General features: G+C 61.4%; 19 protein-coding genes and 1 pseudogene. 12 read left to right on the top strand and 8 right to left on the bottom strand.

Going from position 1 to position 24,932, the window contains the following annotated elements; translation table 11 throughout:
• Window positions 1–16: 16 nt before the first annotated feature.
• Window positions 17–1,315, bottom strand: coding sequence for an MFS transporter (locus FBY12_RS16940; protein ID WP_121732368.1), 1,299 nt, complete (start codon window positions 1,313–1,315; stop codon window positions 17–19).
• A gap of 364 nt (window positions 1,316–1,679) precedes the next feature.
• Between FBY12_RS16940 and FBY12_RS16945 the strand changes: the two genes are divergently transcribed.
• Together FBY12_RS16945 and FBY12_RS16950 are read left to right on the top strand one after the other, a co-directional pair.
• Entirely contained in the window at window positions 1,680–2,084 is a 405-nt protein-coding gene (locus FBY12_RS16945) for an acyl-CoA thioesterase (RefSeq protein WP_003176975.1), read from the top strand.
• A 70-nt stretch (window positions 2,085–2,154) separates the two neighbouring features.
• A complete protein-coding gene (locus FBY12_RS16950; protein ID WP_145254162.1) occupies window positions 2,155–3,054 on the top strand; it encodes a D-hexose-6-phosphate mutarotase in 900 nt (299 codons plus the stop codon).
• Between the two features lie 119 nt (window positions 3,055–3,173).
• On the opposite strand, the gene FBY12_RS16955 is transcribed toward FBY12_RS16950, so the two are convergent.
• The 5 genes from FBY12_RS16955 to FBY12_RS16975 all read right to left on the bottom strand — a co-directional run bounded on the left by FBY12_RS16955 (window position 3,174) and on the right by FBY12_RS16975 (window position 6,976).
• A complete protein-coding gene (locus tag FBY12_RS16955; RefSeq protein ID WP_101208119.1) occupies window positions 3,174–3,710 on the bottom strand; it encodes a DUF3299 domain-containing protein in 537 nt (178 codons plus the stop codon).
• 87 nt (window positions 3,711–3,797) lie between these two features.
• Window positions 3,798–4,043 carry a GlsB/YeaQ/YmgE family stress response membrane protein gene (locus tag FBY12_RS16960; RefSeq protein ID WP_008030708.1) on the bottom strand — a complete coding sequence of 82 codons (246 nt, stop codon included), beginning with the start codon at window positions 4,041–4,043 and terminating at the stop codon, window positions 3,798–3,800.
• Window positions 4,044–4,149: 106 nt separating this feature from the next.
• A complete protein-coding gene (locus FBY12_RS16965) occupies window positions 4,150–5,232 on the bottom strand; it encodes a 5-(carboxyamino)imidazole ribonucleotide synthase (protein ID WP_145254165.1) in 1,083 nt (360 codons plus the stop codon).
• An 11-nt stretch (window positions 5,233–5,243) separates the two neighbouring features.
• Entirely contained in the window at window positions 5,244–5,735 is a 492-nt protein-coding gene (gene purE / locus FBY12_RS16970; protein ID WP_019694319.1) for a 5-(carboxyamino)imidazole ribonucleotide mutase, read from the bottom strand.
• A 332-nt stretch (window positions 5,736–6,067) separates the two neighbouring features.
• On the bottom strand, window positions 6,068–6,976 hold the full coding sequence (locus tag FBY12_RS16975) for a LysR substrate-binding domain-containing protein (protein ID WP_092275949.1): 909 nt from the start codon (window positions 6,974–6,976) through the stop codon (window positions 6,068–6,070).
• Window positions 6,977–7,156: 180 nt separating this feature from the next.
• On the opposite strand from FBY12_RS16975, the gene aspA reads away from it, so the two are divergent.
• The 7 genes and pseudogenes from aspA (at window position 7,157) to FBY12_RS17010 (ending at window position 20,008) form a co-directional block, all read left to right on the top strand.
• Window positions 7,157–8,581: an aspartate ammonia-lyase gene (aspA, locus tag FBY12_RS16980; protein WP_008150027.1), complete on the top strand. Its 1,425-nt coding sequence runs from the start codon at window positions 7,157–7,159 to the stop codon at window positions 8,579–8,581.
• Between the two features lie 525 nt (window positions 8,582–9,106).
• Entirely contained in the window at window positions 9,107–10,570 is a 1,464-nt protein-coding gene (locus tag FBY12_RS16985; RefSeq protein WP_145254168.1) for a sodium:alanine symporter family protein, read from the top strand.
• Window positions 10,571–10,709: 139 nt separating this feature from the next.
• Window positions 10,710–11,714 carry an asparaginase gene (locus FBY12_RS16990; protein WP_145254171.1) on the top strand — a complete coding sequence of 335 codons (1,005 nt, stop codon included), beginning with the start codon at window positions 10,710–10,712 and terminating at the stop codon, window positions 11,712–11,714.
• Window positions 11,715–11,875: 161 nt separating this feature from the next.
• Window positions 11,876–12,868, top strand: coding sequence for an AraC family transcriptional regulator (locus FBY12_RS16995; protein WP_145254174.1), 993 nt, complete (start codon window positions 11,876–11,878; stop codon window positions 12,866–12,868).
• A 260-nt stretch (window positions 12,869–13,128) separates the two neighbouring features.
• The gene (locus tag FBY12_RS17000; protein WP_145254177.1) at window positions 13,129–14,160 is read left to right on the top strand and encodes a histone deacetylase family protein; all 1,032 of its coding nucleotides are present in this window, start codon (window positions 13,129–13,131) and stop codon (window positions 14,158–14,160) included.
• A gap of 12 nt (window positions 14,161–14,172) precedes the next feature.
• Window positions 14,173–15,286 (top strand): annotated as a pseudogene (locus FBY12_RS17005) (polyamine ABC transporter substrate-binding protein).
• 138 nt (window positions 15,287–15,424) lie between these two features.
• Window positions 15,425–20,008, top strand: coding sequence for a dermonecrotic toxin domain-containing protein (locus FBY12_RS17010; protein WP_145254180.1), 4,584 nt, complete (start codon window positions 15,425–15,427; stop codon window positions 20,006–20,008).
• A gap of 486 nt (window positions 20,009–20,494) precedes the next feature.
• On the opposite strand, the gene FBY12_RS17015 is transcribed toward FBY12_RS17010, so the two are convergent.
• Window positions 20,495–22,048, bottom strand: coding sequence for a PLP-dependent aminotransferase family protein (locus tag FBY12_RS17015; RefSeq protein WP_145254183.1), 1,554 nt, complete (start codon window positions 22,046–22,048; stop codon window positions 20,495–20,497).
• A gap of 103 nt (window positions 22,049–22,151) precedes the next feature.
• Here FBY12_RS17015 and FBY12_RS17020 point away from each other — a divergent pair, with 103 nt between their 5' ends.
• The 3 genes from FBY12_RS17020 to FBY12_RS17030 are packed head-to-tail and all read left to right on the top strand — an operon-like array spanning window position 22,152 to window position 23,922.
• Entirely contained in the window at window positions 22,152–22,775 is a 624-nt protein-coding gene (locus tag FBY12_RS17020; protein ID WP_145254186.1) for an FMN-binding negative transcriptional regulator, read from the top strand.
• A 9-nt stretch (window positions 22,776–22,784) separates the two neighbouring features.
• Window positions 22,785–23,231, top strand: coding sequence for a GNAT family N-acetyltransferase (locus FBY12_RS17025; RefSeq protein ID WP_145254189.1), 447 nt, complete (start codon window positions 22,785–22,787; stop codon window positions 23,229–23,231).
• Between the two features lie 19 nt (window positions 23,232–23,250).
• Window positions 23,251–23,922, top strand: a complete 672-nt coding sequence (locus FBY12_RS17030) for a GNAT family N-acetyltransferase (RefSeq protein ID WP_145254192.1) — start codon at window positions 23,251–23,253, stop codon at window positions 23,920–23,922.
• A 120-nt stretch (window positions 23,923–24,042) separates the two neighbouring features.
• Here the strand turns inward: FBY12_RS17030 and FBY12_RS17035 are convergent, their stop codons facing one another.
• A complete protein-coding gene (locus tag FBY12_RS17035) occupies window positions 24,043–24,927 on the bottom strand; it encodes a homocysteine S-methyltransferase family protein (protein ID WP_145254195.1) in 885 nt (294 codons plus the stop codon).
• Window positions 24,928–24,932: the final 5 nt, after the last annotated feature.

Consider the following 24,932-nt stretch of genomic DNA (forward strand, 5'->3'; position numbering starts at 1 on the left):
TATCCGCTGAGCCGGCTTACCGCCCCTTCTTCCACAAATAAGCCCCAACCAAGATCCCCACCCCGCAAATGATCGCGACGTAGTAAGCAGGCCCCATCGGGCTTTGCTTGAGCAGCAACGTCACAACCATTGGCGTCAAGCCGCCGAAGATCGCGTAGGCGAGGTTGTAGGAAAACGACAATCCGCTGAAGCGCACCACGGCCGGGAAGGCTTTGACCATGACGTAAGGCACCGCGCCGATGGTGCCGACCAGCAAGCCGGTCAGGGCGTACATCGGGAACAGCCAGTCCGGGTGGTTGAACAGGCTGTGGTAGAAGGTCCACGAACTGATCAGCAACGCGCCGCTGCCGAACACAAACACGCGGCCGGCGCCGAAACGGTCGGCCAGTGCGCCGGACGCCACGCAGCCGAGGCTGAGGAAGACGATGGCCAGGCTGTTGGCCTGCAGCGCGGTAGTTGGCGAGAAATGGTAGACGGTTTGCAGCACGGTCGGGGTCATGAGGATGACGACGATGATCCCGGCCGACAGCAGCCAGGTCAGCAGCATGGAAATCAGGATCGCCCCGCGATGGTCACGCAGCACCGCGCGCAGCGGCACTTCTTCGGCCAGGGCCTTGCGCAGTTGCAGCTCGGCGAATACTGGAGTCTCGTGCAGCCAGCGGCGCAGGTACACGGAGAACAAACCGAACACGCCGCCGAGTAGGAACGGGATCCGCCAGGCGTAATCCGCGACTTCGATGGGCGTGTAAATGCTGTTGATCGCCGTGGCGACCAGCGAACCCAGGAGAATGCCGGCGGTCAGGCCGCAGGTCAGGGTGCCGCAGGCGTAGCCGATGTGTCTCTGCGGCACGTGTTCGGAAACGAATACCCAGGCGCCCGGCACTTCACCGCCAATCGCCGCGCCCTGAATCACCCGCATCAGCAGCAACAGAATCGGCGCCCACATGCCGATCTGCGCATACGTCGGCAGCAGACCCATGATCAGCGTCGGCACGGCCATCATGAAAATGCTCAAGGTGAACATTTTCTTGCGTCCCAGCAGGTCGCCGAAATGCGCCATGACAATGCCGCCCAGCGGCCGCGCCAGGTAGCCGGCGGCGAAGATGCCGAAGGTCTGCATCAGGCGCAGCCACTCGGGCATGTCGGCCGGGAAAAACAGCTTGCCGACCACGGTGGCGAAGAATACGAAGATGATGAAGTCGTAGAACTCCAGCGCGCCGCCGAGTGCGGACAGCGACAAAGTCTTGTAGTCATTGCGGGTCAAGGGACGTGCGGATTGCGTCGGCTGCGCGATGCTCGAGGGCGCTGTGGTCATGGCAAGGGCTTCTCTTATAGTCGGATCTGCAACCCCAACAACGCTGGCGGAGGCTTGGGCAGGTCCGGCACGATAGCAAATTGTTCGAAAAAGCACATAGAGGCGCGTAATTGACGGTCGAAATGAGAACCCGACGGTCGTCTCGGAGTCTACCGATCGATATACTCGCAAGCCTGTAACAGTTTGAAAGGGTTGCTGTGCGAAAACGCCTCCGGGAGTTCACAGGCGATTTCGCAGAGTTTCCCTTTAGGCGCCTTACGAAAAACGTGACGAACGTAGTATGTTCGGGGCTGAATCGTTTTTTCTGAGACGGCTATCACCTTGAAGTATTAATGAAGAGTCACGGGTCAGAGGCACCCCCGGCATGATAGAGCTCGAACAAGAAGATCCAATCCCGCAAGGCGACCTTGCCCTGCAAATCACCGCACTCCCACGCGAAACCAACGGCTTCGGCGATATTTTCGGCGGCTGGCTGGTGGCGCAGATGGATTTGGCCGGTACCGCAATGGCCAGCAAAGTTGCCGGTGGCCGCGTCGCGACTGTGGCGATCGACCGGATGGCATTCCTGGTGCCGGTGGCGGTGGGCGCGCAGCTTTCCTTTTATACCCAGGCGCTGGAAATCGGCCGCAGCTCGATCCAGATGATGGTCGAAGTCTGGAGCGACGATCCGTTGTCCAGCGAATGGCGCAAAGTGACGGAAGCGGTATTTGTGTTTGTCGCCATCGATGGCAGTGGTCGCACACGTTCGGTGCCGTCGCGCGCTCGTTAAACCTGCTGGTTAAACAAGGCGCTGCTTTTGCGGTCCATTGCAGTCATTGATCCTGATTGAGAGTTGCCCCATGAGCACGCCCAACGTTGAAGCCGTGAAACTCGATGAACTGAACTGCTGGCGCATCCGCCACGGGCAGGCCGAATTGCTGGTGGCCCAGCAAGGCGCGCACATCCTCAGTTATCAATTGGCCGGCCAACCGCCGCTGATCTGGCTCAACGACGAGGCCGTGTTCAAGACCGGCAAAAGCATCCGCGCCGGGGTGCCGGTGTGCTGGCCGTGGTTTGGCGTGTTCGCGCGCAATCCGCAAAGTGTGCAGGCGATGCGCGTCGGCAATGATGCGGCGAATGCCCACGGTCTGGTCCGGGCGATGGACTGGCAATTGGGCGGCATCGAAGCCGAGGGCGAGAGCTTGAACGTCGAGTTCATCCTGCCCCGCCCCGAAGGCGGGTTCGCCGAATGGCCGCATCAGGTGGATTTGAAGTTGCGCATTCGTCTGGATGAACAACTGCACATCAGCCTCACCAGCCATAACCGCGGCACTGAAACCGTGTCCATCAGCCAGGCGCTGCACAGCTACTTCGCGGTCAGCGATGTGCGCAATGTGCACGTCGAAGGGCTGGACGGCTTGAGCTACATCGATACCGCCAAGGACTGGACCACGGCCACTCAGAGCGGTGATCTGGCGTTTGTCGGCGAGACGGACCGGATCTATCTGGACGTCCCGCAGCAACTGAGCATTGTCGACCCAACCTGGGAACGGCGCATCGAGCTGACCAGCAGCGGTTCACGCACAGCGGTGATCTGGAACCCGTGGATCGATCGTGCGGCGGCGTTGAGCGACATGGCTGACGACGGCTGGCAGCGCATGCTGTGCATCGAGACCGCGAATGTGATGGATGACGTGGTGGATCTCGCGGCGGGTGCCAGTCATACGTTGGGCGTAAGCATCGGCAGCAAACCCCTGTAAGCAACACCACAAAACCAATGTAGGAGCGAGCCTGCTCGCGATAGCGGTGTAACAGTCAACACAGAGGTTGAATGTTATGGCCTCATCGCGAGCAGGCTCACTCCCACAGTTTTGAATCCCTACAAATCCGCCTCTTCCACCACCCGCACTTTCGCCGCATCCAGCGCATACGCCGCATCAGCCAGGTCATTACTGACCTTCTCGACCTTCAACTTCCCGGTCACCCACAGCGGTGTGTAGATGTCGTCCAGTTTCAAGCCTTGCGGATAACGCACCAGCACCAATTGGTTGGGCGGCGGTGGCGGCACGTGGATGCAGGCGCCGGGGTACGGCACGAGGAAAAACAGCGTGCTGCGGCCCTTGGCGTCGGACTCCAGCGGCACCGGATAACCGCCGATGCGGATGTCCTTGTCGTTCATCGACGCCACGGTTTTGCTCGAATACATCACCGCCGGCAGGCCTTTGCTCTGCTTCAGGCCACCCTTGGCCGTGAAGGTGCCGTCGCTTTCGGGCGAGTCGTGGTCGATTTCGGGCATGGCTTCGAGGGCTTTCTGGTCCGACTTGGGCATCAACTCGAGCCAGTCGGTTTCCGGAAGTTCGCCGGCATGGGCGAGGCCCGAGCCCAGTAAGAGGAAAGTCAGCAGGAGACGGCGCATGGAGGTGCTCGGCAAAGGAAAGGACGAAACAACGCCGGGCATTCTAGCCCTCTCGGCCTGCGCAGCAGAGAGGGCTTGGTCGGCAGATCAGTTCTTTTTGATCAAACCGTAGATCACCAGCAGCACGACCGCACCGACCAGCGCACCGATGAAGCCCGCGCCTTGACCGGCCTGGTAGATGCCCAGTGCCTGGCCGCCATAAGTGGCCGCCAACGAACCGCCGATACCGAGCAAGATGGTCATGATCCAACCCATGCTGTCATCACCCGGTTTCAGGAAGCGCGCCAGCAGGCCGACGATCAAGCCGATAAAGATGGTTCCAATAATTCCCATGGCACTTTTCCTCTGAATGATTTGGATATGCCAAGCCTAGTCAGACTTTGGCATCCTGCAATCAGAGAACCATTGGCAATTAAGGTTCCGCAGCGCCGAAATGAAACTATTCGGCAATCAGCGCTTCAACCTTGAGAATCTGCGCTGCCAGCGTTTCGCGATCCGCGCAACGCAAGTTGGCGTGACCGACCTTGCGCCCGGCCTTGAACGCTTTGCCGTAGTGATGCAGATGGCAATCGTCAATGGCCAGGACCTTCTCGGTGTCCGGCACTTTGCCGATGAAGTTGAGCATCGCGCTCTCACCGACCTTGGCCGTCGAACCCAGCGGCAAACCGGCAACGGCGCGCAGATGGTTTTCAAACTGGCTGCACTCGGCGCCTTCAGTCGTCCAGTGCCCGGAATTGTGCACGCGCGGGGCGATTTCGTTCGCCTTGAGGCCACCGTCGACTTCAAAGAACTCGAACGCCATCACGCCGACGTAATTCAACTGCTTGAGCACACGGCTGGAATAGTCTTGCGCCAGCGCTTGCAACGGGTGATCGGTGCTGGCCACGGACAGCTTGAGGATGCCGCTGTCGTGGGTGTTGTGAACCAGCGGATAGAAGCGCGTTTCGCCATCGCGGGCGCGCACGGCGATCAGCGACACTTCGCCGGTGAACGGCACGAAGCCTTCCAGCAGGCAGGCCACGCTGCCCAACTCGGCGAACGTGTCGACCACATCTTCAGGCTTGCGCAGGACTTTCTGGCCCTTGCCGTCGTAGCCCAGAGTGCGGGTTTTCAGCACGGCGGGCAGACCGATGGACGCGACAGCGGCGTCCAGATCGGCTTGCGATTGAATATCGGCGAACGCCGGGGTGGGAATCCCCAGGTCCTTGAACATGCTCTTCTCGAACCAGCGATCACGGGCGATGCGCAGCGCTTCGGCGCTCGGGTAGACCGGCACGAACTGCGACAGAAACGCCACGGTTTCGGCCGGGACGCTTTCGAACTCGAAGGTCACCAGATCGACTTCATCGGCCAGTTGGCGCAAGTGATCCTGATTGCCGTAATCGGCCCGCAGGTGCTCGCCCAAAGCAGCGGCGCAAGCATCCGGCGCCGGGTCGAGGAAAGCGAAGTTCATGCCGAGCGGAGTGCCCGCCAGCGCCAACATGCGGCCCAATTGGCCGCCACCGATTACACCGATCTTCATCGTCAACAACCTCAGGCGATGCGTGGGTCTGGATTGTCCAGGACGCTGTCTGTCTGTTCAGCACGGAAAGTTTTCAGCACCGCGTGGAACTGCGGGTGCTTGGCGCCGAGGATGCTCGCCGAGAGCAGCGCGGCGTTGATCGCGCCAGCCTTGCCGATGGCCAGGGTGGCAACCGGAATGCCGGCGGGCATTTGCACGATCGAGAGCAACGAATCGACGCCCGAGAGCATCGACGACTGCACCGGAACGCCGAGCACCGGCAGGTGGGTCTTGGCCGCACACATGCCCGGCAAGTGCGCCGCGCCACCGGCACCGGCGATGATCACCTCGATGCCTCGCGCCTCAGCTTCTTCGGCGTACTGGAACAGCAAGTCCGGGGTGCGGTGGGCGGAGACCACTTTCACCTCGTAAGGAATGCCGAGCTTTTCCAGCATGTCGGCGGTGTGGCTAAGGGTGGACCAATCGGACTTGGAGCCCATGATCACGCCAACCAGTGCGCTCATCGTCGTGCCTCTTCTCTCTGGGCGCCCGGGGGCGCGTCAAAAAACAACAAGCCACGCAAAAATGCGTGGCTCGATTGTACGAAAAATGGCCAGTCAAGCCGGCCGAAGGCCGCGCAGTATACCTCAATGAAGCAGATAAACAGCCCCCTGCGCGACCATCTGTCATAAGGCCAAAAGTCGCGGTTTTATTGACTTGAGAGTCAGTCAAATACCCCGCAATCCACCTGCGGGAGCGAGCTTGCTCGCGATATAGTCAGGTCAGTCAACCTTGTTCCTGAATGCAAGCCCGTCATCGCGAGCAGGCTCGCTCCCACAGGGGTCAGTCGGTTTGCTCAGGAACCTTGCGCGGCGCCGCCCTCGAGTTTGCGCCAGAGCAATCGCACGTTGGCCTTGCGCACCAGCGCGCAGCGGTACAAACGAATCTCCAGCGGCACGTGCCATTGCGGGCCGCCGCACACCACCAGCTCACCGCGCGCCAGCTCGGCGCGCACGCTCAGCTGCGGCACCCAGGCGATGCCCAGACCTTCGAGCGCCATGCTTTTCAGGCTGTCGGCCATCGCGGTCTCATAGATAGTGGTAAAGCGCAGCGCGCGTTGGCGCAGCAGCAGATTCACCGAGCGCCCCAGAAACGCTCCGGCGCTGTAGGCCAACAGCGGCACACTGGCGTCGCCCTCCAGATCGAACAACGGCTTGCCGTCGGCATCCGCCGCGCACACCGGCAACATCTCGGTTTGCCCCAAGTGCAGTGACGGGAAAATCTCCGGGTCCATTTGCATCGCCGCGTCCGGGTCGTAGAACGCCAGCATCAAATCGCAACCGCCCTCGCGCAACGCGTGCACCGCATCGCCAACGTTGGTCGCAACCAGCCGCGTGGCAATGTTCAAACCTTCATTACGCAACTGCGCGATCCAGCGCGGAAAGAAGCCCAGTGCCAACGAGTGAGCCGCCGCCACCTGCATGACTTCGCCCTGCCCGCCCTCAAGGTGATGCAGATGACGCAGCACTTCGCCCAACTGTTCAACCACCGTGCGCGCCGTCACCAGAAACAACTGCCCCGCCGCCGTCAGTTCGATCGGCGTGCGCGAGCGGTTGACCAATTGCAGGCCCAGCGCGGCTTCCAGACTGCGGATCCGCCGACTGAACGCAGGCTGGGTGACGAAGCGCCGCTCAGCCGCCTGGGAGAAACTGCGGGTCGCGGCCAAGGCGCTAAAGTCCTCCAGCCATTTGCTTTCCAGATTCATCAGGTCCTCCCGGACACGCACCAAATTAGCTCACACGTTTGCCGCGTACACGGCGTCACATCGGCATTATGCCGAATGTGCATAGGCCAGCGGTTAACAGCATTGGCCCAAAATTGTTCACAAGCCTAGCATTTGCAGCGTTCCGGCACAGACCGGGTCCATATTGAGATGATTTCTATCATGTCCTCCGCTGCATCATTCCGCACAGAAAAAGACCTGCTTGGCGTACTCGAAGTGCCCGCTCAAGCGTATTACGGCATCCAGACCCTGCGAGCGGTGAACAACTTCCGTCTCTCCGGCGTTCCGATTTCGCATTACCCGAAGCTGGTTGTCGGCCTGGCCATGGTCAAACAGGCCGCCGCTGACGCCAACCGCGAGCTGGGTCATCTGAGCGAAGCCAAGCACGCTGCCATCAGCGAAGCCTGTGCACGATTGATCCGCGGCGACTTCCACGAAGAGTTCGTGGTCGACATGATTCAGGGCGGCGCTGGCACGTCGACCAACATGAATGCCAACGAAGTCATCGCCAACATCGCGCTGGAGGCCATGGGCCACCAGAAGGGCGAATACCAATACCTGCACCCGAACAACGACGTGAACATGGCGCAGTCGACCAACGATGCCTACCCGACGGCGATCCGCCTGGGTCTGCTGTTGGGCCACGACGCGCTGCTGGCCAGCCTCGACAGCCTGATTCAGGCATTCGCGGCCAAAGGTCAGGAATTCGCTCACGTCCTGAAAATGGGCCGCACGCAACTGCAAGACGCTGTGCCGATGACCCTCGGCCAGGAATTCCGTGCTTTCGCCACCACACTGGGCGAAGACCTGGCCCGTCTGAAGACGCTGGCCCCGGAACTGCTGACCGAAGTCAACCTGGGCGGCACCGCGATCGGCACCGGCATCAACGCCGACCCGCGTTACCAGCACCTCGCCGTCGAGCGTCTGGCGCTGATCAGCGGTCAACCACTGGTGCCGGCCGCCGACTTGATCGAAGCGACTTCCGACATGGGCGCCTTCGTGCTGTTCTCCGGCATGCTCAAGCGCACTGCGGTCAAGCTGTCGAAAATCTGCAACGACCTGCGCCTGCTGTCCAGCGGCCCACGCACCGGCATCAACGAAATCAACTTGCCGGCGCGTCAGCCAGGTAGTTCGATCATGCCCGGCAAGGTCAACCCGGTGATCCCGGAAGCGGTCAACCAGGTAGCGTTCCAGATCATCGGCAACGACCTGGCCCTGACCATCGCGGCTGAAGGCGGGCAACTGCAACTGAACGTGATGGAGCCGCTGATCGCGTTCAAGATCTTCGACTCGATCCGCCTGCTGCAACGCGCCATGGACATGCTGCGCGAACACTGCATCGTCGGCATCACCGCCAACGAAGAGCGCTGCCGCGAACTGGTCGAGCACTCGATCGGCCTGGTTACCGCGCTGAACCCGTACATCGGCTATGAAAACGCCACCCGCATCGCCCGTATCGCCCTTGAAAGCGGCCGCGGCGTGCTGGAACTGGTGCGCGAAGAAGGCTTGCTCGACGACGAAATGCTCGCCGACATCCTGCGCCCGGAAAACATGATTGCTCCGCGTCTGGTGCCTCTCAAGGCCTGACCAAACGCCGGTTCTTGCCCTTGTCACCAAGGGCACGAGAGCCACGCTCACCAGGTCGAGGGACTAGACACCTCTCACCTTTTGAGGGCTTGGGGATTTATTCCCCAAGCCCTTTTTTTTAACTTTTGAAGGACGTCCACCTCCTGTAGGAGTGAGCCTGCTCGCGATGAACGATCACGCGGTGCAACTGCAAAGGTCGCGGTGACTGCATCGCGAGCAGGCTCACTCCTACAAAAGCCCGGTGCCATAAATGCCAGGTGTTTCAAAGGCTTCGTTTCGTCGCTTGCACCGCTACCGTGCAGACGGACGGCACTCGGATAGGTATAGTGCCGCCCCTCTTCGCGTGAGCGGTCGTCGGTAACGAGGCCCAAACCCATGCGAAACCCGAACTAATAACAAACTCCGCGATATGGAACTCCGGGACGACACATTCGCCTCACCTGTTTTGCCCTGCGCGAACCGGTGTAACGCGATGTTTCTGCCAGTCCAGCATTTGCTTAAACAAAAAACAGCGAGGAATACTCCATGCTCGAAGTCATCAACGGCTTCCTCTCAGAGAAAGTACTGATCGTGCTCATTGTCGGGCTCGGTGGCTACTTCACGATCCGCTCGCGTTTCGTTCAATTGCGCCATTTCTTCCATATGTTCGCGGTGTTTCGCGACAGCCTCAAAAGCAGCGCCGGTCAGCTCAGCTCGTTCCAGGCGCTGATGCTCAGCCTCGCCGGTCGCGTTGGCGCCGGCAACATCGCCGGGGTCGGCATCGCCGTGACCATGGGCGGCCCGGGCGCAGTGTTCTGGATGTGGGTGACCGCGCTGGTCGGCATGTCCAGCAGCTTCTTCGAATGTTCCCTCGGCCAGCTCTACAAGCGCTGCGACTCCGACGGCACCTATCGCGGCGGCCCGTCCTATTACATTCAGCACGGTTTGCAGAAGCGCTGGTTGGGCATGGTCATGGCGTTCCTGCTGCTGGTGACCTTCGGTTTTGCCTTCAACGGCCTGCAATCCCACGCCGTGACCCACTCGCTCAAAGACGCGTTCGAACTTGACCCGATGTACACCGGCGCCGCGCTGGCGGTGTTGCTCGGTCTGGTGTTCATCGGCGGGATCAAGCGCATCGCCAAGGTCGCTGACCTGCTGGTGCCGGTGAAAACCCTGGTGTACATCGGCGTGACCCTCTACGTGATCGTGCTGCAATTCGACCACGTACCGGCGATGCTGATGACCATCGTCAAAAGCGCTTTTGGTCTGGATCAAGCGTTCGGCGGCCTGGTGGGCAGCGCGATCATCATGGGCGTGAAACGCGGCGTGTTCGCCAACGAAGCCGGTCTGGGCAGTGCGCCCAACGTGGCGGCGGTGGCGTCGGTCGAGCACCCGGTGGCGCAAGGCGTGGTTCAGGCGTTCAGCGTGTTCCTCGACACCTTCATCATCTGCACCTGCACCGCGTTGCTGATCCTGCTGTCGGGTTTCTACACGCCGGGCTTCGAGGGCGACGGCATTGCCCTGACCCAGAACTCGCTGGCCGCTGTCGTGGGTGACTGGGGCCGCAGCTTCATTTCCGTGGCGCTGTCGTTGTTTGTGTTCACCTCGATCCTCTACAACTACTACCTCGGCGAGAGCAACCTGCGGTTCCTGATCGGTGAAAACCGCTTGGCGCTGATGGCTTATCGCGCGCTGGTGCTGGTATTGATCTACTGGGGCGCGATCGAAAACCTCGGCACGGTGTTCGCGTTTGCCGACATCACCATGACCATGCTCGCGTTCGTCAACCTGATCGCGTTGTTCCTGCTGTTCAAGATCGCCATGCGCGTGCTGCGTGACTACGACGACCAGCGCGCTGCCGGGATCAAGACGCCGGTGTTCGATTCGAGCAAGTTCCCGGACCTCGACCTCGACTTGCAAGCCTGGCCAGCCAACCCGCCAGCCGCTTCCACCAAGGTTGAAGCCGCGACGCAAGCCAAGCCGCAAGACGTAGCCGCAGCGCAACGCTGATCGGTTAAAGTGCGAAAAACCTTGTAGCAGCGAGCCTGCTCGCGAGCGGTCGTAACCTTCAACTTCACCGTTGACTGAAACGCCGCCATCGCGAGCAGGCTCACTCCTACACCGGACGTCATCGTTCTCGGAGATCTCCATGAATTCCTCGACCTATCCTGCCGCCCAGCACGTCATGGTGCTCTACACCGGCGGCACCATCGGCATGCAGGCCAGCGCTGCCGGTCTGGCCCCAGCCTCCGGTTTCGAAGCGCGGATGCGCGAATACCTGCACAGCCAACCGCAACTCGTGGTGCCGCAGTGGCGCTTTCGCGAGATGAGCCCGCTGATCGACAGCGCCAACATGACGCCCGCCTACTGGCAGCAACTGCGCGAAGCGGTGGTCGATGCGGTGGACGTGCAGGGCTGCGACAGCGTGTTGATCCTGCACGGCACTGACACCCTCGCCTACAGCGCGGCGGCGATGAGTTTCCAATTGCTCGGCCTGCACGCGCGTGTGTGTTTTACCGGCTCGATGTTGCCGGCCGGCGTGACCGACAGCGATGCCTGGGAAAACCTCGGCGGTGCTCTGGTCGCCCTCGGCCAAGGCCTGGCGCCGGGCGTGCACCTGTACTTCCACGGCGAACTGCTGGACCCGACACGCTGCGCGAAAGTGCGCAGTTTCGGCCGCCATCCGTTCAAGCGCCTGGAACGTCAGGGCGGCGGCGTGAAGGCGACTTCATTGCCGACAGAACTGACCTGTAACCAGCCGAAAAACCTCGCGAACGTTGCGGTGCTGCCGCTGTTCCCCGGCATCGGCGCCGACGTGCTGAACGGCCTGCTCGACAGCGGCATTCAGGGTCTGGTGCTGGAATGCTACGGCAGCGGCACCGGGCCGAGCGACAACCCCGAGTTCCTCGCCGCGCTGGTCCGCGCGCGGGACAACGGCGTGGTGGTGGTTGCGGTCACGCAATGCCATGAAGGTGGCGTCGAGCTGGATGTGTACGAGGCTGGCAGTCGCTTGCGCGGCGCTGGCGTGTTGTCCGGTGGCGGCATGACCCGCGAAGCGGCGTTCGGCAAATTGCACGCGCTGCTCGGCTCGGGGCTGGAAAACGCCGAAGTGCGACGCCTGGTCGAACTCGACCTGTGCGGCGAACTGAGCTGACCCCACACCGCCCTTGTCTCACGGCTTGCCCGCGCAGCGTCATCGAAGACGCCAGAAGCTTCGCGGGCAAGCCTCGCTCCTACAGGTGTTATTGAGTGCCTTGATCGTGCCAGCGGGCATATAACTTGCTCCATTCCAGCATCCCAAGGCTGGAAGCCCCCATGCTGCACTCGCACCTCACCACCCTCAACGCGGTTTCCCTGGTGCTCAGCACTTTCCGCGCCGAAGGCTTGTCCAGCGCAGCGTTGCTCGCTGGCAGCGGCATCAGCGCGGCGGATTTGAGCCGGGCGGACACGCGCATAACCACCAATCAAGAGATGCAGGTCTGCGCCAATGCGGTCGCGCTCAAGCGTGATATCGGCCTGGAACTGGGCCGGCGCATGCACGTTTCGTCCTACGGCATGCTTGGTTATGCGCTGCTCACCAGTGCCACCTTCGGTGACGCTTTGCGCTTGGCGATGCGCTATCCGGCGCTGTTGGGAACACTTTTCGAGCTGAGCCTGGAAGACGACGGCGAGCGTGTCTGGTTCGTCGCCGCCGATTATCGGGAGAACCCGGCGCTGGCGGTGTTCAATGCCGAATTCTGTCTGGTGTCGCTGAAAGTCATCTGCGACGACCTGCTCGGCCATCCGCTGCCGCTGCTCGGCGCACGCTTCGAGCACGCGGCGCCGGATTATCAGGCGACCTACGCCGAACACTTCAATTGCCCCCTGAGCTTCGGTGCGCCGGACAACGCCTTTGCCTTCGACCGCGCGTGGCTCGATCAGCCGTTGCCGCTGGCCGATGTCATCACCCATCAAGCCATGGCCGAACGTTGCCGCAAGCAGAACACCGAGTTCACCGGGCGCCAGGCCTGGCTCGGGCGGATCCGCCAGTTGCTCGGCGCGCAATTGAACGCGGCGCCGGGACTTGAGGGGTTGGCGGCGCAGATGAAATGTTCGGCGCGCACTTTGCGCCGGCATCTCAAGGATTTGGGCTGCAGCTATCAGGAGCTGCTCGATGAGCTGCGATTCGAGCGAGCCAAGCAAATGCTCTGCGACGATCAACTGCCGATCTACCAGATCGCCGAGGCGCTGGGCTTCAGCGAAACCGCCAGTTTCCGCCACGCGTTCGTGCGCTGGAGCGGTGTCGCGCCGAGCCAGTTCCGCCCTTAAGCACCACGACGCAGGAATCAAATCCCTGTAGGAGCGAGGCTTGCCCGCGAAGCTTTTAGAGTTCGCGAGGACGCCTTCGCGGGCAAGCCTCGCTCCTAAGGGTTCTGCGTCATTCGGGGGCAGGCGCGCGCCAACAAGGGGCGAATTGCGGTCAGAGGTTTTGGCCATATCGATCCCCTTTTGGCCTCTCCTGCCGTTCTCCCAAACGCCGCGCGAGGCAAGACTGGGTGCAACCGAATCAGCCTGCGGAGAACAACAAAATGCTGACGATTTACTCAGACGATCACCACCTGCACCACGGCCGCTGCGAATTGATGGACGGGCAACTGCTGCCCTGCTTCGAAATGCCCTCGCGCGCCGACCATGTGCTGCAACGGGTCAAGGATCGCCAACTCGGCGCGGTGGAAGCGCCGCAGGACTTCGGCCTCGGGCCGATCCAGCGTGTTCACGACCACGCCTATCTGGAATTCTTCAAAGGTGCCTGGGCGCGCTGGACCGAATACAACACGGACGGCGACTTGCTGCCCTACACCTGGCCGGCGCGCACGCTACGGCGGATCATGCCGACCAGCCTGCACGGGCAGCTCGGTTATTACAGTTTCGACGGCGGCGCGCCGATCACCGCCGGCACCTGGCAAGCGGCGTACAGCGCCGCGCAAGTGGCATTGACCGCGCAAGCGGCGATCCAGCGCGGCGCCCGCAGTGCTTTCGCGTTGTGCCGGCCGCCGGGACACCACGCCGCCAGCGATTTGATGGGCGGTTATTGCTACCTCAACAACGCGGCGATTGCCGCTCAGGCCTTCATCGATCAGGGCCACAAGAAAGTCGCGATCCTCGACGTCGATTACCACCACGGCAACGGCACGCAATCGATTTTCTACGAGCGCAGCGATGTGCTGTTCACCTCGATCCACGGCCACCCGGAAGCCGAATTCCCATTCTTCCTCGGCTACGACGATGAACTGGGCGAAGGCGCCGGCGAAGGCTCCAACTTCAACTACCCTTTGCCCGCCGGCTCAGGCTGGCAGACCTGGAGCGCCGCGCTGGAGCAGGCCTGTCAGGAGATCGAAAAGTACGGTGCCGACATCGTCGTCGTGTCGCTGGGCGTCGACACGTTCAAGGACGATCCGATCTCGCAGTTCAAGCTCGACAGCCCGGATTACCTGGCCATGGGCGCACGCATCGGCAAGCTCGGCAAACCGACGCTGTTTGTCATGGAAGGTGGCTACGCGGTAGAGGAAATCGGCATCAACGCCGTCAACGTTCTCGAAGGTTTTGAAAGCGCCCATTGAGGAAGTAAAACGATGAACAGACTCAAGCGTTTTATCGCTCCAGCGTTCGTCCCCACGATGCTGTGCGCGACGTTGCTCAGTGGCGCCGCCCACGCCGAAGAACGGACGTTGCGCGTCTACAACTGGTTCGACTACATCACACCCAAAGCGCTGGAAGATTTCAAAGCGCAGAACACCCAGACCAAACTGGTTTACGACATCTTCGACACCAACGAAGCGCTCGAAGCCAAGTTGCTCACCGGCAATTCCGGTTACGACGTGGTGGTGCCGTCCAACGTTTTCCTCGCCAAGCAGATTGAAGCCGGGGTGTTCCAGCCGCTGGACCGCAGCAAGTTGCCGAACTGGAACCACCTCGATCCCAAGTTGATGAAGCTGATCGAGGCCAACGACCCCGGCAACAAATTCGCCGTGCCGTACATGTACGGCACCATCCTGATCGGCTTCAACCCGGACAAAGTCAAAGCCGCGCTCGGCGACAACGCGCCGGTGGACAGTTGGGACCTGATCTTCAAGGAAGAAAACATCAGCAAGCTCAAGCAGTGCGGCGTCGCCCTGCTCGACTCGCCGTCGGAGATCCTGCCGCTGGCCCTGCAACACCTGGGGCTGGACCCGAACAGCAAAAAACCGGCGGATTACGCAAAGGCTGAAGCGCTGCTGATGAAGATTCGGCCGTACGTGACGTACTTCCATTCCTCGAAATACATGGCCGACATCGCCAACGGAGACATCTGCGTCGCGGTCGGTTAGCGGCAGTTTCTCCCAGGCCGCCAATCGCGCCAAAGAGGCGAAAAACGGTGTCGTGGTCGACATGCGTCTGCCCAAAGAAGGCGCGCCGATCTGGTTCGACATGCTCGCGATTCCCAAAGGCGCGAAGAACCCGCAAGACGCCTACACCTTCATCAACTACCTGCTGCAACCGCAGGTGATTGCGCCGGTCAGCGATTTTGTCGGTTACCCGAACCCGAACAAGGACGCTACCGAAATGGTCGATCCGGCGATCCGCAACAACCCCAACCTGTACCCGACCGAGTCGGCGATGAGCACGCTCTACACCTTGCAACCGCTGCCGCGTGATGCCGAACGCGCACGCACGCGGGTCTGGACCAAGATCAAATCGGGCACCTGACACAGCCGCCCTGCCTGAGCAAAGACCCGCCGCGCGCGGGTCTTTTTTTTGCCTGCGATAAATAACTACCACCCGCAGCAGCATCGCGTTTCCTACCGTGGGCCACTCCGTAATGCCCCGGTCAACAAGGAACCGACCATGACCTCCCCGCCCGAACACCTCAACAACGCCATGCTGCTGCAGGAAAAAAGTGCGCTGATCTACCAGACCAGCCGCGGCCCCAGCCTGCGGGAAGTCGGCGCAAAACTGTTGCGCGAAGCGCTGCACGAGCTGTACCCGAACCTGCACATCGATCCGGATCGCACCTTGATCGTCACCCCGCACTGGGAGCCGGCGGGTGAATTGCTGAACAGCTTCGAGCCGCTGATCGAAACCATGACCACCACGTTGCTGGCGCAAAGTCGCTCGGCACAAGCGGCCAACTTCATTGAAGGCGAGCACTTCCTGACCCCCGCGCCGCTCACCGAATACCCCGTACAACTGGCGGTCAGCATCGAGGACATCGCCAACCTGCTGAACAACTACGCGCCGCTGCTGTTTATCGAATTCCAGCAGCAGCAACTCGCTTACTGGAACGCGCCAATCAGCGGCAAACCGCGCTGGCATGAACTCAGCGACTCCCTGAGAAAAGCCTTGAACCTGCAACAGATCAAAGGCTGGACCGCCGATGACTGCGAAGTCGCCCGGGCCGTTTCCGCCTACCCCGACAAAACCGAGCGAGCCACGGCCAACACCGCGATCCCCGGCATTCAGGCGTGCCTGATCGACATCGATTACGACGAGCCGGGCAACGTCCGCCACGTCGTGCTCAGCGGCGCGATCGTGCTCAAGGCGACTCATAACAACCGCGATATTCTGCTGCTGCACAGCATCGAGGGCGGCTACGAAACTTTCGAGTCCATGCAAGCGCTGGGCGATTCCCTGCCGACACGCATGGGCATGGAGGACACCGGGCATACCTGGCAATGGCGGCTGTTCGAACCGGATGGCAACGTGTTCGATTACGTCGCGTGGGCGCTGATCGCCGGGCAAATGGAAGCGATCTCTTCGCTGCAATCTTCGGCCGATGCAACCACGCTGCCGTTTTCACCGGCCTCCAGCGGCACCGGGCATTTCAGCGCCGAAGAAAAGGTCCACTTTGACCAACTCGAAGCGGCGATACCCGCGTGGCTGGCCAACGCCTCCGCGTCCGACCTGCAAGCCTACGGCCATTACCTGTCCAATCAGGGCCGACTGCGCAACGCTTCCGGGCTCAACGACATCCAGTTGATCAGCGAATATGCCGAGCAACAGATGCGCAACGCGATCATCGCGGACCGCAGCGCGCATGCCAATGACGCTGCTGCGCTGCCCCTGGAGGAACTGCGCATCGTGGTTGTCAGCAGTCTGAGCGTCGGCGCCTTCACCCTGCCCAACTCGCAGGAAACCCACGTCGAAACCCTCGGCCAGTTCGCCCTGCAGAACAACACGCCGTACAAAGCTGCGCTGAAATTTCTAAACAATCAGGCCTGCCCTGCCTGGCTGACGGTGCCGTACCTGGTGAAAATTGCGCAGCAGGTCGATGTCGGCAAAAACTACCCGGCGCTGCTCAAGGCTCACCTCATCGACGATGACACGCTGGCACTCGATCAGCTGCAACGGTATGTCAGCCTGCTGCCCGACCTGCTCAAACTCAAGGCGCTGGAATGCACGCTGCAAAACGACGGCGGCGTCAACGCGACGGGTTATCGCTACGTCTGTGAGTTGATGGACCGGGCGCAAGGTCACCCGCCGCAGGAGTCGCTGGACATCGTCATCCGCCCATTGAGTTTTGTGCCGCGCCATCGTTTGTTGTCGACGGGCGATACCGTGGCGAACATGTTCATCATCGGCCCACGGCATCCGCACAACAGTCCGTGCCTGCTCTACCGTCCGGCGCTGGAACAACCGCTGCTGCAATTCGCCTCGCTGCAAAACATGATTTACGCTATCCACCAGCCTGGCGAACTGCGCGACTCGGTGCTGGCCTGGCTGCCGACCCCCGCGCTCAGTTTCGAATATTCGCAGTACGTGTTTCCGGTCGGCCTGCCGTCACCGTGGCTGACCACGCAAACCGGAATCGAGATGCTGTTCAACCTCGATTTGAGCGGGCCGATCAGCCTGGGCACCGACGAAATTCGCGAAAACCTGTTACCCACGTTGTTTGCCAGCAACGCCAACACGTTGGTCGAACAAGCGGATCGGCAATCGCTGTCGAACGGCGAGCGGCGCTGGGAACTGCTGCGCGACAGTGGCTGGGCGATTTTCAATATCGCCTCGACTTTTCTCACCGGCCCGGTGGGCACCGCCGCGTGGGTCTGGCAATGCATCGGGCAATTGCAGCAAGGGCTGGAAGCACGCGAACGCGGCGACAGCCTGGTGCAATGGACGTCGCTTGGCGACGTGCTGATGACCATGGGGATGATCCTGATCCACCGCGCCAGTCAGCGCCGCAATCGCATCGAGGTCGAGCGCAGGCCCGGCAAACGCCGCAGCTCGCTGCAGCAAAAATCGGTGCCGCGCTTGCTGGCACCGGCGACTGGCGCGACCACCATGACGTTCGACAGCCACCTGCTGACCGGCCAACTGCCGCTGGAACATGCCACCACCCTGGAAGAAACCGCCTCGGTTCCGCGCCGCGCGCCAGGCCCGCTGGGTACTTATCTGGACACCCTGAAAGTCAACGCGCCGGACCTGAGCAATGCCGACGTGGCCATCCTCAAAAGCGCCCCGCCGCACCTGTACCAGCTCGACGACAAATGTTACGCGAGGGTCGGCACACGCTGGTTCGAGGTGATGACCAATGGCGATGACGAAGTGGAAATCTTCAATCGCAAAAGCCCGATGCGTAATGGGCCGTTGTTGATTCATGACCTGCACGGCAATTGGTACGTCGATACGCGCCTGCGCCTGCGCGGCGGCGGTTTGAAAAGCCGCTTGAAAGCCATCCGCCTGCAAAAAGAGCAGCGCAAGGACGCCTTGCAGGAAAAGATCCAGGCGTTCAAACGTCAGGAAACGGCGATAAAAGATGAAGTGCAGGTATTGCAGGACGCGTTGCTGCTGACGCTCGGCGATGACTACGAAGCGCAAGCCAAGGCGTATACCGACCGCATCGAAAGCGTGATCGACAACTACCGCGAAGCGCTCGCGCAACTCGGCGAGTGGCGACAACTGGGCGGCACGATCGGTTACACCTACGACATGCTGCGCCTGACCACCTTGCTGGAAAAATACCTGTCGCTGTGGTTCACGGTGAAGGGCGATCTGTATTCGACGATCATTGCGCCGATGACCGGCGAAGGCGCGATCAACCCCAATCTGCCCGTGGGCGGCGACTTGCCGAGGATTGGCCGAGCCACCGAGGTGTCGCAGGCAATCATCCAGCGCATCGGCTGGGCGCAGGAAGCTCTGGAAGGTCTGAAAGTGTTGGGCCGCGCCTCCCGCGAAGCGTCGCACACGATCAAAAGCCTGATGCCGCGCTACTCGCAACTGGATTACAAAGCCAACCTGATCGGCATGGCGTACGAGCAATGCGTGCAGGAACAGGCCAGCGAAATGATGCCGCTTGCCCGTGCGGCGGTGGCGGACATCGTGGTCGATGCCTCGCAAGCATGTCACGAACTCAACGATCTGCTGAAACCCGCGCAGGCGCCAACGTCCGCCGCGCAACGCATCGATGTGCTGTCGCAACTGACCGACACTTTCGCCGATGCACTGCAACGGCTCGAAGACTTGCCCGAGCAATACCCTGCCATGACCCATCCTGAAGCAGTGGCGCGTTTGCATGACCAGATCAAGGAGTTCCAGACAATTGCCCAGGCGCAGCTCTCGGCGCTTGTGCCGGAAGATGAGTGGGCCGTCGAGCAGGAAGAAACGCCCGCCGTTGCAGGGCCGTCGCGCCTGCAGGTGAAAGTCACGAAAACCCGCCCGCGCAACTCGTCAACGGCCACCGAGCTGCCGACGCAAACGGCTCATTTCAAGCGTTTGATGCCCAAGAGCGAGCAACCGGCCAAACCGGTTCGAAAGGACATAGAAGTTATTGCCGACGCGCTGGGGCTCAATCTTGAAGTCGAGAGTTTCATTACGCGCACGCGCAAGGACGCCGAACGCGCCAACCGCATCCCCGCCGACATGCAGCATCTGTTCGAGCAGCAAGCGCTCAAATATGAGGATGAAGCCGCAGCCGTCGATATCGCTTCTGCCAACATCCGCAGCGCAACCGGTCAGCCGCCGCCGGTCTCGACGTTGAGTGCCGAACTGCGCAGCGGCGCCGAGCAACTGCGCACCGCCGGGATCAACGTGCGAGCGTCGATGCTGAAAAAACGCAAACCGCGTCAGGAGTATTTCCAGTGGTTGCATCAGAACACTCAAGTCACCGTCGTACGCAACGAACTGGGGCGGATCAAAACCAAAAATCGTAAAGACTATTTTCAGGAATATCGAATACTCGACACCACGCGCAGCGATCAGCCGCTATGGGTCGCGCACTTTCACTACGAGGCAGCCGACAGCCCGGCCAGCCAACCGACCGCGGCGCACCTGAAAGTTGCCGACAGTTATCTGCAAACGCTGGAGCCGGAACTGCGTCAACAACTCGAATTGATTGAACCGATGGATTACGTGCTGCGCCGAATCAACGATCCGCTGACGCGCTCGCTGTTTCTCGACCTCGAACCGATAAAACCGCCCGCAACAAATAGTTGAATCCCGTAGCAGCTCTGCGTCCCGCATTTGTAGCAGCTGCCGAGCCTGCGAGGCTGCGTTCGGCTGCGCAGCAGTCGTAATGCCCCGGCGAGAACTGCGTTCTCGAACGCACCCTCGCGGTGCTCGGGAGCTGCTACAGGGGATCGTTGTTTGGCGGGGTCAGTCGCAACTGAGACGCTGCGTCCCGCGTTTGTAGCAGCTGCCGAGCCTGCGAGGCTGCGTTCGGCTGCGCAGCAGTCGTAAATCCTCAGGCGAGAACTACGTTCTCGAACGCACCCTCGCGGTGCTCGGGAGCTGCTACAGGGGATCAGCGTTTGGCGGGGTCAGTCGCAACTGCGAGGCTGCGTCCCGCATTTGTAGCAGCTGCCGAGCCTGCGAGGCTGCGTCCGGCTGCGCAGCAGTCGTAAATCCCAAGGCGAGAACTGCGTTCTCGAACGCACCCTCGCGGGCTCGGGAGCTGCTACAGGGAATCAGCGTTTGGCGGGGTCAGTCGCAACCCCAGGCACTCCGCAAACGCATGAGCGCCGACTGAATATCGGCCTCCGGCACAGCGGCGAAACCCAGCACCAACCCGGCGCGCTGATCCGCCGGCCGAGTGGAATCGGCCAACCAATAACTGCTCAACGGATTGATCTCGACGCCGACCGCCGCCGCTTGCGCCACCAGTTCGCGCTCGCGAGCGACGCTCTCCACCGCAACCGTCAAATGCAGGCCTGCCGCGACATTGGGGAGGCTGCCGACGCCCGGAATATCCTTCGGCCAACCGGCCAGCAGCGCATTGCGACGACTCAACGCGGCGCGACGCATGCGCCGGATGTGTCGCTGGAAATGCCCGGCGGCAATGAACTCGGCCATCACCGCTTGCGTGCTGACTTCCGAATGCCGCACGTCTACGGCGCGGCGCCGCGAGAACGCATCGACCAGCGCTGGCGGCAACACCAGATAACCGAGGCGCAATGCCGGGAAAGCCACTTTGCCGAACGTGCCGACGTACAACACGCGCCCCTGCCGATCCAGCGCCGCCAAAGGTGCCAGCGGCGCGCCGCTGTAGCGATACTCGCCGTCGTAGTCGTCTTCGACGATCCAGCCTTGCGTGCGCTCGGCCCACGCCAACAATTCCAGACGCCGCGCCAGACTCATGATCACCCCGGTCGGGTATTGATGAGACGGCGTGACATACGCCAAGCGGCAATCGCTGAGCCGTTCCAGCTCAGCGCAATTGATCCCCTCGCCGTCCACCGCCACGCCGTGCAATCGGCCACCGGCCACGGCGAATGCATGACCCGCCGCGCGGTAGCCCGGATTCTCGATCGCCACGCCATCGCCCGGCTCCACTAGCAGCTGTGCACAAAGGCTAATCGCTTGCTGCGCGCCACTGGTGATCACAATTTGCTCAGCCGTGCACTGCATGCCGCGCGAACTGCGCAAATAGGCCGCGATCATCCCGCGCAATCGCTCATCGCCAGCAGGGTCGCCATAACACAACTGCTGTAAATCCGGTTTGCGCCAGAAAGCCGCATTGAGCTTGGCCCACACCTCGAACGGGAACAGATCAAAGGCTGGCACGCCGACCCGAAAAGCCTTCGGCGGACCACTGGGCGGCAGGGCCAAATGGTTGTTTTCGACCCGCTGCAAAGCTGCATTGTGGATAACTTTACTGGATGGAATCACAGGTAAATCCAGCCAATTTGTGGATAAGGCTGTGGGTAAGCCTGTTGATAAGCCTGTGGACAGTTTTGTGGATAGTTTTTTTGCCGGCAGCGCGGTTTGCGGCAATTGTGCGACGTAAGTGCCGTCGCCGACCCGGCCTTCGATAAACCCTTCGGCGTACAACTGGTCGTAGGCGCGGACCACGCTGTTGCGCGAAATCGACAACGCCGCCGCCAGATCGCGAGTGGCCGGCAAACGCGTGCCGCTGGCCAATCGACCGTCAAGCACCCGCGCGCGCAAGGCTTGATAGAGCTGTCGGCTCAGCCCTTGGCGCGGGTCAAGTTCGATGCCGGCCGGGTTGAAGGACAAGGACAACGGTTCGCTGGTCATCGCTGTTCTCGCACTGAATGGACCTATGAAATTGGCCGTTAATGGCTCTTACAACGGACCAATAGCCTGCCTAGGATGGGGCCATTCGCCAAGGGAAATTTCCATGTACAACCCCAGCTCATTCGCCATCGAAGATTTGTCGGAACTGCAGCAGCAGATCCTCGGCACGCGCCTCGCCATGTTGGTCACTCACGGCGAGCAAGGCTTGCAGGCCAGCCATATTCCGTTGCTGCTGGAGCCCGCAGAAGGTGCAAATGGCACGCTCTACGGGCACTTGGCCAAGGCCAATCCGCAGTGGAGGGACCTGCAGAACGGCGCCGAAGCACTGGTGATTTTTGCCGGCGCCGACGCCTACGTCAGCCCCGGTTTCTACCCGAGCAAAGCCGAGCACGGCAAAGTCGTGCCGACCTGGAACTACGTCGCCGTGCACGCTTACGGCAGCGCTGAAGTGTTCACTGACGCCGAGCGCTTGCACACGTTGGTCAGCGCGCTCACCGATCGCCACGAAGCGAATCGCGCTGAACCGTGGAAAGTCGCCGACGCGCCCGCCGACTACATCGACGGCATGCTCCGCGCCATCGTCGGATTTGCGCTGCCCATCGAGCGTCTGCAAGGCAAACGCAAACTCAGCCAGAACCGCGCGGCCGCCGACGTTGCCGGTGTGCGCGAAGGGCTGGCCGCCAGCCCCGACGCGCAGGACCAAATCCTCGCCCAATTGATGCGTTAAGGAATGACCATGAACCTGATCGAAATCCGCCCCGTCACCGCCGCCGACCACGTCGCGTGGTTGCCGTTGTGGCAAGCGTACTTGCAGTTCTACAACACCGAATTGCCCGACGCCGTCAGCCAAAACACCTGGCAGCGCCTGATCGATACCGGCGAGCCAACCCATTCGGCGCTTGCCTGGGCCGATGGCAACGCGGTGGGCATGGTCAATTTCATCTACCATCGCTCGAACTGGAGCATCGAGAATTCCTGTTACTTGCAGGACTTGTTGGTGGCGCCGCAGATGCGTGGCACCGGCGTCGGCCGGCAATTGATCGAATTCGTCTACGCCACGGCCAAGGCTGATGGTTGCTGCAAGGTGCACTGGTTGACCCACGAAACCAACGCGACCGCGATCCAGCTCTACGAGCGCATCGCCGAGCGTCCCGGTTTTATCCAGTTTCGCAAAGCCCTTTAAGGTTTCAGGAGAACAACAAATGACCACTTCACTGGCGGACTGGGAAGGCGCCCCCGCGCCCACGACGCAACTGCTCGAAGGGCGCTTCATTCGCCTGGAAAAACTCGTCCCGGCGCGCCACGCCGACGGCTTGTTCCAGGCGCTGGAAGGCCCGGGCGCCGATCCGAAACTCTGGGATTACTTGCCTTACGGGCCGTTTCCGCAACGCAGCGTGTTCAACGATTGGCTGAATAACCATGCGGCCAGCAGCGACCCGTATTTCTTCGCCGTGATCGACCGTGCCAGCGGCGACGTGCAAGGCTTGCTCAGCCTGATGTCGATCGTCCCGGCGCAGGGCCGCATCGAAATCGGCCACGTGACCTTTGGCGCGCCGATGCAACGTTCACCGAAAAGCACCGAGGCGGTTTATCTGCTCGCCAAGGAAGCGTTTGCCTTGGGTTATCGGCGCCTGGAGTGGAAGTGCAATAACGGCAATGCACGCTCCAAGTACGCGGCCGAGCGTTTGGGTTTCAGCTTCGAGGGCGTGTTCCGCCAGCACATGGTGGTGAAAGGACAGAACCGCGACACCGCGTGGTATTCGATTCTGGACTCGGAATGGCCGGTGATTGGCGCGGCATTCGAGCAGTGGCTTTCGGATGAAAATCAGACGGATTCGGGGCAGGTGAAAACCTTGGCTGAGTGCCGCGGGTAAATCTTTAATGCCTGCAAGGACGCTATCGCGAGCAAGCTCGCTCCCACACTGGATAGCGGGTGATCACAATTTTGTGGTCAACCCAAAACCCTGTGGGAGCGAGCTTGCTCGCGACGGGCTTCACACGAGTTTTTGAGCCAGCACCGCAATATGCTCCGGCCCGATTCCGCAGCAGCCGCCCAAGTGACTTGCACCACGCGTCTGCCAGTCCGCCGCCCACTGCAAGTAACCCGGTGGGTCGAGATCGTCGCGCAACGGGTCCAAACCATCGTTGGCCGTCGCTTCTTTCGGTTGCGGCGGGAAGGCATTGGCGTATGCGCCGATGTGAATCTTGAAGCCCAAACGCTCGAACGTCTCACGTGCGGCATCAATCGCCGCACCGATCACTTCCGGTTGGCTGCAATTGAACAGCAACGTCTCGACGCCCAACTCCGCCGCGACCGCTGCCGCCTCGGCCACCGGTTCGCCGGAGCGCAAACGCGGGACTTCGTCGGTGTCTTCGTCCTTCAAAGTGAATGACAACCAGAACGGCTTGCCGTCCTGCGGCAAACCGGCATGAATCGCCCGCGCCTCGACGATCGAACTCTGGGTTTCCGCCAACCACAGATCAACGTGCGGCGCGAGCGCGAGCAATTCAGTCACCCGCGCCGCATCAAACAAGTCCGGACGATAAGAACCAAACAGCGGCGGCAATGAACCGGCAACACGCACCGCTTTGCCCGACGCTTGCACCGCGCGCCGGGCCAATTCACCGGCCAGGGCCGCCAACGCCTGACCTTCCTCGGCAAAACGCGCTTCGCCGATATGAAACGGCACCACCGCGTAACTGTTGCTGGTGATCACGTTGGCACCGCTTTCGATATAAGCCGCGTGCACCGCTTCAACCGCTTGCGGCGCTTCGCTCAGCGCCAGCGCCGACCACTCGGGCTGTCTGAACGGCGCCCCTCGACGTTGCAGCTCACGACCCATGCCGCCATCCAGAATCACCGTGCTTGCTGCGCTCATATGCT

Origin of the sequence: Pseudomonas sp. SJZ131, from assembly GCF_007828705.1 — a bacterium.
In the GTDB taxonomy this organism is placed as follows: domain Bacteria; phylum Pseudomonadota; class Gammaproteobacteria; order Pseudomonadales; family Pseudomonadaceae; genus Aquipseudomonas; species Aquipseudomonas prosekii.